The organism is Streptomyces sp. NPDC048277, from assembly GCF_040652235.1.
Lineage (GTDB): Bacteria > Actinomycetota > Actinomycetes > Streptomycetales > Streptomycetaceae > Streptomyces.
Genome location: NZ_JBEZLQ010000014.1, coordinates 282,880 through 296,160, shown reverse-complemented (window position 1 = coordinate 296,160; position 13,281 = coordinate 282,880). Strand labels below are relative to the sequence as shown.

General features: G+C 69.2%; 10 protein-coding genes. 7 read left to right on the top strand and 3 right to left on the bottom strand.

The window, feature by feature from the left end; translation table 11 throughout:
* Nucleotides 1-196: 196 nt before the first annotated feature.
* The 7 genes from AB0D85_RS29520 (at nucleotide 197) to trxA (ending at nucleotide 10,010) form a co-directional block, all read left to right on the top strand.
* On the top strand, nucleotides 197-2,614 hold the full coding sequence (locus AB0D85_RS29520) for a DUF6049 family protein (protein WP_362326592.1): 2,418 nt from the start codon (nucleotides 197-199) through the stop codon (nucleotides 2,612-2,614).
* A gap of 46 nt (nucleotides 2,615-2,660) precedes the next feature.
* Entirely contained in the window at nucleotides 2,661-4,982 is a 2,322-nt protein-coding gene (murJ, locus tag AB0D85_RS29515) for a murein biosynthesis integral membrane protein MurJ (RefSeq protein ID WP_362326589.1), read from the top strand.
* 119 nt (nucleotides 4,983-5,101) lie between these two features.
* Complete coding sequence (locus AB0D85_RS29510) at nucleotides 5,102-6,823, top strand: protein kinase family protein (protein ID WP_362326723.1); 1,722 nt, start codon at nucleotides 5,102-5,104, stop codon at nucleotides 6,821-6,823.
* 35 nt (nucleotides 6,824-6,858) lie between these two features.
* Nucleotides 6,859-7,584, top strand: coding sequence for an RNA polymerase sigma factor SigM (gene sigM / locus AB0D85_RS29505; protein ID WP_362326586.1), 726 nt, complete (start codon nucleotides 6,859-6,861; stop codon nucleotides 7,582-7,584).
* Nucleotides 7,581-8,468 carry a hypothetical protein gene (locus AB0D85_RS29500; protein WP_362326583.1) on the top strand — a complete coding sequence of 296 codons (888 nt, stop codon included), beginning with the start codon at nucleotides 7,581-7,583 and terminating at the stop codon, nucleotides 8,466-8,468. Before sigM ends, AB0D85_RS29500 begins: the two co-directional genes overlap by 4 nt.
* Before the next feature lie 194 nt (nucleotides 8,469-8,662).
* A complete protein-coding gene (trxB, locus tag AB0D85_RS29495; protein ID WP_362326580.1) occupies nucleotides 8,663-9,631 on the top strand; it encodes a thioredoxin-disulfide reductase in 969 nt (322 codons plus the stop codon).
* A 46-nt stretch (nucleotides 9,632-9,677) separates the two neighbouring features.
* Complete coding sequence (gene trxA, locus AB0D85_RS29490) at nucleotides 9,678-10,010, top strand: thioredoxin (protein WP_362326577.1); 333 nt, start codon at nucleotides 9,678-9,680, stop codon at nucleotides 10,008-10,010.
* Between the two features lie 78 nt (nucleotides 10,011-10,088).
* Here the strand turns inward: trxA and AB0D85_RS29485 are convergent, their stop codons facing one another.
* The 3 genes from AB0D85_RS29485 to AB0D85_RS29475 all read right to left on the bottom strand — a co-directional run bounded on the left by AB0D85_RS29485 (nucleotide 10,089) and on the right by AB0D85_RS29475 (nucleotide 13,225).
* A complete protein-coding gene (locus tag AB0D85_RS29485) occupies nucleotides 10,089-10,706 on the bottom strand; it encodes a GNAT family N-acetyltransferase (protein ID WP_362326574.1) in 618 nt (205 codons plus the stop codon).
* A gap of 336 nt (nucleotides 10,707-11,042) precedes the next feature.
* Nucleotides 11,043-12,155 carry a ParB/RepB/Spo0J family partition protein gene (locus AB0D85_RS29480; RefSeq protein ID WP_362326571.1) on the bottom strand — a complete coding sequence of 371 codons (1,113 nt, stop codon included), beginning with the start codon at nucleotides 12,153-12,155 and terminating at the stop codon, nucleotides 11,043-11,045.
* Complete coding sequence (locus AB0D85_RS29475; RefSeq protein WP_362326720.1) at nucleotides 12,152-13,225, bottom strand: ParA family protein; 1,074 nt, start codon at nucleotides 13,223-13,225, stop codon at nucleotides 12,152-12,154. Before AB0D85_RS29475 ends, AB0D85_RS29480 begins: the two co-directional genes overlap by 4 nt.
* Between the last annotated feature and the right edge of the window lie 56 nt (nucleotides 13,226-13,281).

Sequence of the window (13,281 nt, the reverse complement as noted above, 5' to 3'; positions counted from 1 at the left end):
CTCACTCGACACCAGCACAAGTGCAGTGATCGACGCTTAACAGAATCCTCTGCCGACACCGGTATATAGGGGACAGGCCGGTCCCCTCACGCGATCTTGTGGAGCAGACCGCGGCACTTCCATTCAGCGCGCCTCGTTACCATGCGTGGACGCACATTCCGACGACCACTGACGACGACGAGGGACGGACGAGCGCGTGGCCGAGGCGGCAGACTTCCAGGGGACGCCCTCACCTGCCCGCCGCTGGCTGCGGCGCACCGGGGCACTGCTCGCGGGTGCGCCTCTGCTGGCCGGACTGATACAGCTGTCCATGGCGGCTCCGGCGCAGGCGGCCGGCTCCGACGCGGTGTCCGTCGCCCTGGACTCTCTCAGCCCCAGTGCCCCCGGCGACGGGGACACACTGACGGTCTCCGGCACGGTGACCAACAACGGCAAGCAGGCCGTCACGGACGCCCAGGTGGACCTGCGGGTGGGTGCTCAGCTCAGCACACGGTCGGCGATCGACTCCGCCGCCCAGCACTCCGACGACCTCCAGTCGAGCCTCGGCACCGCGGTCGGCGGCAAGTACACCGAGGACTTCGACTCGCTGGCCCCGGGGGTCGCCGAGCACTTCAGCATCTCCGTGCCGGTCGACAAGCTCGACCTCGGCCAGGACGGCGTGTACCAGTTCGGCGTCTCGCTGTCCGGCCAGACGGCCGCACAGCCGTGGAACCAGGTCCTCGGCATCCAGCGAACGTTCCTGCCGTGGCAGTCCTCCGAGGCCGGCACGAAGACGAAGACCACGTATCTGTGGCCGCTGATCTCCACCGTCCATGTGACGGCGAAGACGGGGGCGGGCGAGCTGCAGACGCCGGTCTTCCTCAACGACGACCTCGCCAAGGAGATCTCGCCCGGCGGCCGGCTGGCCCAGATGCTGGCGCTCGGCAAGGACCTGGACGTCACCTGGGTGATCGACCCGGACCTGCTGGCCTCCGTGGACGCGATGACCCGTGGCTACCGGATCCAGGGCGCCGGTGACAGCACCACAGCCGGTACCCACCAGGCGGTGGCCAAGCAGTTCCTGGCCGACCTGCAGGACGCGGTGGCGGACAAGGAGGTGGTGGCCCTGCCCTTCGCCGACCCGGACCTGGCCTCCCTCGCCCACAACGGCACCAGCGTGACCGGCTCGCTGAGCCATCTCAAGGACGCCACCGACGTCGCCGCCACCACCGTGCAGACCGTGCTCCATGTCACACCGAGCACCGACTTCGCATGGCCCGTGAACGGCGCCGTCGACCCCTCGATCATCAAGGTCGCCACCTCGGCCGGCGCCGACACGGTGATCGCCCGCAGCGACAGCCTCCAGGAGACCGGCGGGCTGTCCTACACGCCGTCGGCGGCACGTCCGATCGGCGGCGGCACGACGGCGGTGGTCGCGGACGCCCGGCTGTCCACGGCCTTCGAGGGCGATCTGACGGAGGCCGACTCGGCCACCCTCGCGGTGCAGCAGTTCCTGGCGCAGAGCCTGGAGCTGAGCGCCCAGACCGACAAGCAGCGCAGCATCGTCGTCGCCCCGCAGCGGACGCCGTCGGCGAGCCAGGCCCAGGCGATGGCGACGGCGATCACGGCGTTGCAGGGCAGCAACTGGTCGCAGTCGCAGGACCTCGCGGCGGCCGCCAAGGACAAGCCCGACGCCGGCGCGACCACGAAGATCCCCTCGTCGTCGGCGTACCCCTCCTCGCTGCGCAAGCAGGAACTGCCCCGAACGGCCTTCGAGCAGATCGCCCGCACCCAGGACAAGCTCGACAACTTCCAGGTGATCCTCACCAACCAGTCCCGGGTGGTGACCCCCTTCGGGCGGGCCATAAACCGTGAGATGTCCACGTCGTGGCGGGGCCGCGGCAGCGAGGCGGACAGCTTCCGCACGGGTGTGGAGTCCTGGCTCGACAGCCTCACCGACCAGGTCAAGCTGATCGACAAGTCCGAGACCAAGCTCTCCGGCCGCAGCGCCACCATTCCGGTGACCGTCCAGAACAACCTGGTCCAGGGCGTCGACCACCTCGTCCTGCGGCTCACCTCGACGATGCCGACCCGCCTGGAGATCGGCGGCAAGGCCTACTACGAGCAGCCGGTCGAGGTCTCCGGCGGCCACAGCCAGTCCGTGAAGTTCTCCACCTCGGCCAACGCCAACGGCCGGGTGGGGGTGATCGCCCAGCTCTACACCGAGGACGGCCAGGAGTACGGCGCCCCCGTCCAGTTCGACGTGAAGGTCACCGAGGTCACGCCCACCGTGATGCTGGTCATCGGCGGCGGTGTGCTGCTGCTGGTGCTCGCCGGCTTCCGCATGTACACCCAGCGCAAGCGGGCGGCCGCCCGCCGGGCCGAAGAAGGCGACGGCCCCGACGCGACCGACGACGGCACCACGGACGCTCCCGACGCCCCGGAGACCCCGGAGACCAAGAGCTCCGAGGGCACCGAAGGGCCGGGAAACCCCGACGCCGGTGGGCATCGCCGCCTGGAGGAGTCCGGGGCCCGGTCCGGGGCAGACGACCCGGAGCAGCCGAGTGACCCGACACCGGACACCGCACCGGAAAGCGCCGACCCGTCCGGGACGGGTGAGAGAGTGGACCGTTGAGCGATGTCGTGGCCGGTGTGGCCCGGGACGATGAGGTGGGGTAACCATGAACGCGCCGTACGACGGTGAACGCGGCCAGGGCGCGGCCGGTTCGGGCTACCCCGAGCCGCCGCCGGAGCCCGGCCAGGTCCCGCCGCAGCACGCGGCTGACATGTACCTCCAGGACGCCTACGACCAGGACCCCTACCGGGCACAGGACCTCTCCGCCCAGGACCCGGTCGCCGAGGCGCTCTACGACCGTGCCGCGCACCCCCCGCCGCCCCCGGGCACGTATCCGCAGCAGCCGCTGTACGGGCAGCCCTCCCAGTCACCGTACGCCCCCGACCCGAACGTATGGGCCCAGACCCCGGCGCCGGAGCCGGAGGGCCCGACCCAGTACCTCCCGTACGGCGACAACCCGCGCACGACCCAGTTCGTGGGCGTGGACGACCTGGTCACGCACTCCGGCGAGGAGCGCCACGAGCCGGACGCCTTCGCGCACCTCTTCAGGGACCAGCAGCAGGGCGGCTACCGGGATCCGCAGCAGGCCGGCGGACACCTGCCGTCGGAGCCCCCGTCGGTGCCGGGACCCGCAGTCGCCCCGGGTGGGCCGTCGCTGACCCCGCAGTACCAGACACCGTCGGCTCCGCAGCCCGCGGCCGATCAGACGATGAACCTCGGTGCGGCGCGCGTGGCGCCCCCGGCGTCCGTCCAGACCGCGGCTCCGGCTGCTTCCGCGTCCGCCCCCGCGAAGAAGGGCGGGAAGGCCGGGGGGCTGCTGAAGTCCAGCGCCGTGATGGCGGCGGGCACGATGGTCTCCCGCCTCACCGGCTTCGTCCGCTCCGCGCTGATCGTCTCCGCACTCGGCGTGGGTCTGCTCGGTGACACGTTCCAGGTCGCCTACCAGCTCCCCACGATGATCTACATCCTGACCGTCGGCGGCGGCCTCAACTCCGTCTTCGTGCCGCAGCTGGTGCGCGCCATGAAGGAGGACGAGGACGGCGGCGAGGCGTTCGCCAACCGTCTGCTGACCCTCGTGATGGTGGCGCTGGGCCTGCTCACCGCGGCCACCATCGCGGCCGCGCCCTTCCTCATCCGCCTGCTGTCCGACTCGGTCGCCAGCGACCCGGCGGCCAACGAGGTCGGCGTCACCTTCGTCCGCTACTTCCTGCCCTCGATCTTCTTCATGGGCATCCACGTGGTGATGGGTCAGATCCTCAACGCGCGGGGCAAGTTCGGCGCGATGATGTGGACCCCGGTCCTCAACAACATCGTCATCATCGTCACCCTCGGCCTGTTCATCTGGGTGTACGGCACCGCCGCGCACTCCGGCATGAAGGTCACCACCATCCCGCCGGCGGGCCAGCGACTGCTCGGCGTCGGCGTACTGCTCGGCCTCGTGGTCCAGGCCCTGGCGATGATCCCCTATCTGCGCGAGACCGGGTTCCGGCTGCGGCTGCGCTTCGACTGGAGGGGCCACGGTCTCGGCAAGGCCGCCACGCTCGCCAAGTGGACCGTGCTGTTCGTCCTCGCCAACCAGGCGGGCGCACTCGTCGTCTCCCAGCTGTCGACCTCGGCCGGCAAGCACTCCCCGGTCGACGGCACCGGCTTCGCCGCCTACGCCAACGCCCAGCTGATCTGGGGCCTGCCGCAGGCCATCATCACGGTCTCCCTGATGGCCGCCCTGCTGCCGCGGATCTCCCGCTCGGCCGCCGAGAACGACACGGGCGCCGTCCGCGACGACATCTCTCAGGGCCTCCGGACGACCGCCGTCGCGATCGTCCCCATCTCCTTCGGCTTCCTGGCCCTCGGCATCCCGATGTGCACGCTGATCTTCGGCTCGTCCGGCACCAGCGAGGCCACCAACATGGGATTCATGCTGATGGCCTTCGCCCTCGGCCTGATCCCCTACTCGGTGCAGTACGTCGTCCTGCGCGCCTTCTACGCGTACGAAGACACCCGCACCCCCTTCTACAACACGGTCATCGTGGCCGCGGTCAACGCGGGTGCCTCGGTCGCCTGTTATGTTCTGCTGCCGGCCCGCTGGGCGGTCGCCGGTATGGCCGCCTCCTACGGCCTCGCCTACGCGACCGGCGTGGGCGTCGCCTGGAAGCGGCTGCGCAAGCGCCTCGGCGGCGACCTGGACGGCTCCCGGGTCACCCGCACCTACGCCCGGCTGTGTATCGCCTCCGTACCGGCAGCACTCCTCAGTGGTGCGGCCTGCTACGGCATCGGTCACACTCTGGGGCAGGGTGCGATCGGTTCGCTCGCCGCCCTGCTGGCCGGTGGAGCCGTCCTGCTCGGCGTTTTCTACGTCGCCGCGCGCCGCATGCGCATCGAGGAGCTCAACTCCCTCGTGGGTATGGTGCGGGGGCGTCTGGGGCGCTGAGCCGGGGGTAAGCGCACAACCATCGTCCGCCGCCGCGTGTCGTGCATAGCGGGGGACTGTGGGCACAATTGGATTCGGCGTCGGACAGCGTGCAACGGATGGGGAGGCAGGGAACGACGGTGGCGGAACGGAGCACGGCTGCCGTCGACGTGGCAGACAACAGCGGTGACAAGCCGCTGACCGCCAAGGCGGGGCAGTCCACGGCCGACGGGGTGGCACAGAACCCGGAGCGGGACACGGACAGCGACGAGGCACAGGGGACCGGCACAGCCGCGGACCCCGGAAAGAAGACCTCACCTCCCGAACTGCACAGCGGTCACAAACTCGCCAGACGGTATCGCCTCGAGGAGTGCGTCACCCGTCTGGACGGATTCAGCAGTTGGCGCGCGGTCGATGAGAAACTCCGGCGTGCCGTCGGCGTCCACATCCTCCCCGCCGACCATGCGCGCACCCGTGCGGTGCTGGCTGCCGCCCGCTCCGCCGCGCTGCTCGGCGACCCGCGGTTCGTGCAGGTCCTGGACGCCGTCGAGGAGAACGACCTCGTCTACGTCGTGCACGAGTGGCTGCCCGACGCCACCGAGCTGACCGCGCTGCTCGCGGCCGGCCCGCTGGAGCCGCACGACGCGTACCAGATGGTCAGTCAGATCGCCTCGGCCATGGCGGCCGCGCACCGCGAGGGTCTGGCCCATCTCCGTCTCAACCCGAACGCCGTGCTGCGCACGTCCAGCGGCCAGTGGCGCATCCGCGGGCTCGCGGTGAACGCGGCGCTGCGCGGCATCAGTTCCGACACCCCGCAGCGCGCCGACACCGAGGCCATCGGCGCCCTGCTGTACGCGGCGCTGACCCAGCGCTGGCCGTACGAAAGCGATGCCTACGGTCTGGCCGGGCTGCCCAAGGACGTCGGACTGATCGCACCCGACCAGGTGCGCGCCGGTGTCCACCGCGGTCTGTCCGAGCTCGCCATGCGGGCCCTCGTCAACAACGGTGCCACCGCCTCGCGCCATGAATCCGCGTGCACGACGCCCGAGGAGCTGGTGAAGGCGATCGGCGAGATGCCGCGCATCCGCCCGCCGGAGCCGGCGTTCACGGCACCGCCCGAGTACCAGCGCACGACCTACCAGCAGGGCACCTACGGACGCCCCGCGCCTCCCGGCGTGACGCAGCCCATCCAGACCCCGCCACCGCCGCTCCAGAGCCGTACCGGCAGGGCGCTCAAGTGGGCCGTCTCCGCCCTCCTGATCGCCGCCCTGGGGCTGGGCAGCTGGCAGCTCGCCGAGGCCCTGATGGACCAGGGCGACAAGTCCGACGACACCAACAACACCCAGACGACGGACGACGGCGACAAGAACAGCGCCAGCCCCACGCCCGCCGCTGCGATAAAGATCCAGGACGCCCAGGAGTACGTGGCCAAGGGCGACGCCCAGCATCCGAACGACGTCAAGAAGACGTACGACGGAAGCACCTCGACGTACTGGAGGACCAACACCTTCGTAGCGGGCCCGGAGCTGGCGCCGTACAAGCCGGGTGTGGGCATCGTCTACGACCTCGGCTCTGCCAAGGAACTCGCCACGGGAACCATCTCCCTTCGCTACGCTGGCGATCACACGACGATCGACCTGTACGCCGCCGACTCGCTGACACCGGGCTCGCTCAGCTCGATGACGAAGATCGGCAGCGTCACCACCACCGGGAACACCGCCGCGGTGAAGGTCACCAAGAAGGTGAAGAGCCAGTACGTGCTCGTATGGATGACCGCCGTGCCCAATTCGGGTGCGGACCCCGCCGCGTACTCGGGAGCCGGCTACAAGCAGGCCATCACCGAAGTGAAGTTCACCGGCTGACGTCTCACCGGAAGCACCGAAGGCGGAGGGGGCAGATGGCGGAAGGCGCCGGATACGACGGAGTGAGCGATCAGGATCTGCTCGCCCGCCATGTGGAAGGCGACCCCGAGGCCTTCGGTGAGATCGTCCGGCGGCACCGGGACCGGCTCTGGGCGGTCGCCCTGCGGACCCTGGGGGACCGCGAGGAGGCCGCTGACGCCGTCCAGGACGCCCTGGTGTCCGCCTACCGGGCCGCCCACACCTTCCGGGGCCAATCGGCCGTCACCACCTGGCTGCACCGGATCACGGTGAACGCCTGCCTCGACCGGGCCCGTAAGGCGGCCTCCCGGAAGACCGCCCCCGTCGACGACACCGAGCGGCTGGAGCAACTGCTGGAGCCGCATGAATCGGCCTCCGCTCCGGCCGAGCGGAACGATCTGCACCGCCAGCTCCTCGAAGCCCTCGGCACACTGCCGCGCGACCAGCGCGCCGCCCTCGTCCTGGTCGACATGCAGGGCTATCCGGTCGCCGAAGCGGCCCGGATCCTCGATGTGCCCACAGGGACGGTGAAGAGCCGCTGCGCTCGCGGCAGAGCCAGACTCCTGCCGCTGGTCACCCATCTACGGCCGGAAAGCACCGGCGACGAGAATGACCCGGACCCGGCACGGAACCGGGCGGAGGGGACATCCGTCCCACCGGCAGCGGGGCCCCAGGACGGAGGCCCGCAGAACACCGGGCCGAGTGATTCAGCCGCAGTGAAGGGCGGAGGTGGGCGAGCGTGACTTCCACGACAGACACGACCGGGCACCCGGACGTCGCGGAGATCTCCGACCTCACCGAAGGCCTGCTCCCACCTGCCCGTACCGCGGAGGTACGCCGGCACCTGGACGAGTGCGAGCTCTGCGCGGACGTCCATACCTCGCTGGAGGAGATCCGGGGTCTGCTGGGCACCCTGCCGGGACCGCCACGGATGCCGGCCGATGTCGCGGGCCGGATCGATGCCGCCCTTGCCGCAGAGGCTCTCCTGAGTGCTGCTACACCCGAGGCGCATGTTTCACGTGAAACATCGCCCCGTGAGATCTCGTTCCCGGGGGACCGCCCCTCCGGGCGGCCGAACGCCGCCACCGGTCCCGGTCGCCGTGACCGCGGCCGCGGCCGACGTCGCCGGACCGTCGTCCTCGGTACCGTCTTCACCGCCGCCGTCCTGGGCGCCGGCTCCTTCTTCCTCCAGTCGCTCGGCGGCAATGGATCGACGACAGCTCAGGGAAATCCGTCCACCTCAGCCGGGACCTTCTCCAAGAGCACCCTCCCGAGCCAGGTGAAGGACATCCTCGGCACGAAGAAGAGCATCCCTCGGGGCTCTTCGAAGCCTCATTTCCATATCGAGGGACAGTCCATCGGGCCCAGCTCAACGGCAAGTCCGAGCACCCTGAGCCTGCCCCCGGAGTCGGTGCCGGTGTGTGTCCGCAACGGCATCAGCCAGACCGGCACCGTCCTCGGCTCGAAGCAGGGGACATACGAGGGGAAGGACGCCTACCTCGTCGTGCTGCCCGATGACTCCGACAGCACCCGGGTGACGGCCTTCGTCGTCGACGCCTCATGCGTCAGCCAGCAGTCCGCCTCCCCCGGCAAGGTTCTGCTGACGGAGTCCCTGGCACACCCCTGAGCTCCCCCGGCACAGCCGCTGAGCCTGGAACGCATCGTCTTGTCCTGGTGTGGAAATCCGTACGGTGTGGGATGCCCGTGTGCCCGGACACACCGGGAATGCGCGCCCCGTAGGATCCGTTGGGTGGGGTGGGAGCTTTCGAGAGAAACTCCCACCGGTCGAAATGACGTAGACCAGAGACGAGGAATCAAGCCGTGAGCGACGTCCGTAACGTGATCATCATCGGCTCCGGGCCCGCCGGCTACACGGCGGCGCTCTACACCGCGCGCGCGTCGCTGAAGCCCCTCGTGTTCGAGGGCGCCGTCACCGCGGGCGGTGCGCTGATGAACACCACCGAGGTGGAGAACTTCCCGGGCTTCCGCGACGGCATCATGGGCCCCGACCTCATGGACAACATGCGGGCGCAGGCCGAGCGCTTCGGTGCCGAGCTCGTTCCGGACGATATCGTCTCCGTCGACCTGGCCGGTGAGATCAAGACGGTCACGGACACCGCCGGCACGGTCCACAAGGCGAAGGCCGTCATCGTCACCACGGGCTCCCAGCACCGCAAGCTCGGCCTGCCGAACGAGGACGCGCTCTCCGGCCGCGGTGTCTCCTGGTGCGCCACCTGTGACGGGTTCTTCTTCAAGGACCAGGACATCGCCGTGATCGGCGGCGGTGACACCGCGATGGAGGAGGCCACCTTCCTCTCGCGGTTCGCCAAGTCCGTGACGATCGTCCACCGCCGGAACACCCTGCGCGCCTCGAAGGCGATGCAGGAGCGGGCCTTCGCCGACCCGAAGATCAAGTTCGCCTGGGACAGCGAGATCGCCGAGGTCCAGGGCGAGCAGAAGCTGGCCGGTCTGAAGCTGCGCAACGTCAAGACCGGCGAGCTCTCCGACCTGCCGGTGACCGGCCTGTTCATCGCGATCGGCCACGACCCGCGCACCGAGCTCTTCAAGGGCCAGCTGGACCTCGACGAAGAGGGCTACCTGAAGGTCGCCTCGCCCTCGACGCGCACCAACCTGACGGGTGTGTTCGCCGCCGGTGACGTCGTGGACCACACCTACCGCCAGGCGATCACCGCGGCCGGTACCGGCTGCTCCGCAGCTCTCGACGCCGAGCGCTTCCTCTCCGCCCTCGCGGACGAGGAGAAGGCCGAGCCCGAGAAGACCTCCGTCTGACCATCTCCCTTCCGTCCCACCGCACCATCAAGTAAAGGAGCCCGCCGTGGCCGGCACCCTGAAGCATGTGACCGACGCCGACTTCGAAGAGGTCGTCCTCAAGAGCGACAAGCCCGTCCTGGTGGACTTCTGGGCCGCGTGGTGTGGCCCGTGCCGCCAGATCGCCCCGTCCCTCGAGGCGATCGCCGCCGAGCACGGCGAGAAGATCGAGATCGTCAAGCTGAACATCGACGAGAACCCGGCGACGGCCGCCAAGTACGGCGTCATGTCGATCCCGACCCTGAACGTGTACCAGGGTGGCGAGGTCGCCAAGACCATCGTCGGCGCCAAGCCGAAGGCCGCGCTCGTCCGCGACCTCGAGGACTTCATCGCCGAGTGATGTTTCACGTGAAACACGAATGGGCCAACCCCTTGGGGTTGGCCCATTCGCTTTGAGAGACCACTGCCGAAACACCGCTCACAGCGGCCGCAGCACCGGCTCCTTCTGTACGGCCCCCAGGAGCCGGTCGAGCGCCAGCTCCACGTCTTCCTTCCAGGAGAGCGTTGTCCGCAGCTCCAGCCGCAGCCGGGGGTTCGTGGGGTGCTGCCGGACCGTCTTGAAGCCCACGGCGAGCAGATGGTCGGCGGGCAGCAGACAGGCCGGCTCCTTGTAGCGGGCGTCGCCGAACGCCTCGATCGCCTTGAAGCCCCGCCGCAGCAGATCCTTGGCGACCGTCTGGACCATCACGCGTCCAAGTCCCTGCCCCTGATAGCCGGGCATGATGAAGCCGGTGATGAGCTGCACGGCGTCCGGCGAGACCGGGCTCGTGGGAAACGCCGTGGAGCGCGGGACGTAGGCGGGCGGAGCGTAGAGCACAAAGCCGACCGGTACGTCGTCCACGTACACCACACGGCCGCACGATCCCCAGTCGAGCAGGACGGCGGAGATCCAGGCTTCCTTCTCCAGTGCGGGTGTCCCCGCCCTTACCGCTGCTTCGCCGCTGACGGGGTCCAGTTCCCAGAAGACACACGAGCGACAGCGCTTGGGAAGGTCCTGGAGGTTGTCCAGCGTGAGAGGTACGAGCCGGCGCCCCATGAAGGCTGTTCCTCGCTTCCTTCGCCCGCGGCGTCGCGAGCGGCTGCCAGAGCGCTGCGCTCCCTGAGCAGGCTGCCGACGAACCCGCCGACCGCGCCCAGGCCCAGGACCGCGCTCACCAGTCCGGTGCGGCTCATCGATCGCATGGCCCCCGCCTCCCACTCAGAGGTGCTGCCAGCTGTCAGGTGGATGCGCCATACCTGTCGCATCGTATCCACACAGCGATTCCATCGACACCGCCTGAATGCAAAGAGCGGATCGTGTTCCGGTACCTACCGGACGCGATCCGCTCTCTGAGCGACGGGACACGGACCGGGCGGAAGCACCCGGTGCTGGTCAGTCCTCGGACTCCTCGGAGTCCATGGAGTCGCCGTCATGGAGTCCCTGATGGAGAACCGGCCCCTCGCCCGGGGCAAGCGAGCCGAGGATCCGCTCAAGGTCCTCCATCGAGGCGAACTCGACGGTGATCTTGCCCTTCTTCTGGCCCAGGTCGACCTTCACCCGGGTCTCGAAGCGGTCCGAGAGCCGGGTCGCGAGGTCGGTCAGCGCCGGGGAGACCCGAGCACCGGCCCGCGGTCCCTTGGAACGCGTCGCCGTCTGGGGGCGTGAGCCCATGAGGGTCACGATCTCCTCGACGGCCCGCACCGACAGGCCCTCGGCCACGATCCGGTGGGCCAGTCGGTCCTGCTCCTCCGAGTCGTCGACGGAGAGCAGGGCCCGGGCATGCCCGGCCGACAGGACTCCGGCGGCGACCCGGCGCTGGACCGCCGGCGAGAGCTTCAGCAGCCGCAGGGTGTTGGAGACCTGCGGGCGGGAGCGCCCGATACGGTCGGCCAGCTGGTCGTGCGTGCAGTTGAAGTCCTTCAGCAACTGGTCGTAGGCGGCTGCCTCTTCCAGCGGGTTCAGCTGGGCGCGGTGCAGGTTCTCCAGCAGCGCGTCCAGAAGGAGCTTCTCGTCGTCGGTCGCCCGGACGATCGCCGGGATCGCCTCCAGGCCCGCCTCGCGGCAGGCACGCCAGCGCCGCTCACCCATGATGAGCTCGTAGCGCGCGGGGCCCAACTGCCGGACGACGACGGGCTGGAGAAGGCCGACCTCCTGGATGGAGGTGACCAGCTCTTGCAGCGCGTCCTCGTCGAAGACCTCACGCGGCTGACGCGGGTTGGGGGTGATGTCGTCGAGAGGGATCTCCGCGAAGTGGGCACCCATGGGAGGAGCGGGTGTCTCCACGCCTCCGCCGAACACCGACGGCTCCTCGGTCTCCTGCGAAACGGGCGGCAGCATGGCCACCTTGGCCGCCGCAACCCCGCGGTCGGTCAGCGCCGGGACCCCTGCGGGTGCTACCGCGACCGGCTCCTCCACAGCGGTCTGAGCCGGGGTGCGCTCCGTCGGGGCAGCAGGGATCAGTGCGCCAAGACCACGGCCCAGGCCAATCCTCCGTCGGTCGCTCACTGCATCCCCTCCACCATGCTCGGATTCGTCTGGGCGCCGATATGGGCCTGCGTCGGGTCGTAGCTGACACCGACACCCCTCAGCGCGATTTCTCGGGCCGCCTCAAGGTAGGAGAGGGCACCGCTCGATCCAGGATCGTAGGTCAGTACCGTCTGCCCGTAGCTCGGTGCCTCGGAGATACGGACCGAGCGGGGAATGCTCGTCCGCAGCACCTCCTCGCCGAAGTGGCTGCGCACCTCGTCCGCGACCTGGGAGGCGAGACGCGTCCGGCCGTCGTACATGGTGAGCAGGATGGTCGACACATGCAGGTCGGGGTTGAGGTGCCCCCGCACCAGGTCGACGTTACGCAGCAGCTGGCCGAGGCCCTCCAGTGCGTAGTACTCGCATTGAATCGGGATGAGCACTTCGGCACCCGCGACCAAGGCGTTGACGGTCAGCAGGCCGAGCGAGGGCGGGCAGTCGATGAGGATGTAGTCCAGCGGCTGCTCATACGCCTGGATCGCCCGCTGAAGCCGGCTCTCCCGTGCCACCAGGGACACCAACTCGATCTCCGCACCGGCGAGATCGATCGTGGCGGGGGCGCAGAAAAGACCTTCGACATCCACCACCGGCTGGACAACCTCGGCCAGCGGCTTGCTCTCGACCAACACGTCGTAGATGGACGGAACTTCGGCGTGATGGTCGATCCCCAGCGCTGTGGACGCATTGCCCTGAGGGTCGAGGTCGATCACCAGGACACGGCCGCCGTGCAGGGCCAGCGATGCGGCAAGGTTGACCGTGGTGGTCGTTTTGCCGACGCCGCCCTTCTGGTTGGCGACCACGATGACTCTGGTCTGCTCCGGACGCGGCAGGCCTTCACCGGCGCGGCCCAGAGCCTCCACCGCGAGTTGGGCAGCACGACCGATGGGAGTGTCGTCCATCGGAGGCGGTGTTTCACGTGAAACATCCACCCCCATCGACTCGGTACGGGGACCGGGGACCGGATCGGTCATCGGTCCCGCGATGTTGGCGTCGGACCGCAAGGATTCACTCTCCTCGACTTCAGGCTCGCAATGAACAGAGCCTCCCATGTCTTCGGGGTCATGAACCAGTGAGGCCTGTTGTTCTGTGGAGAAATCCACCTCTG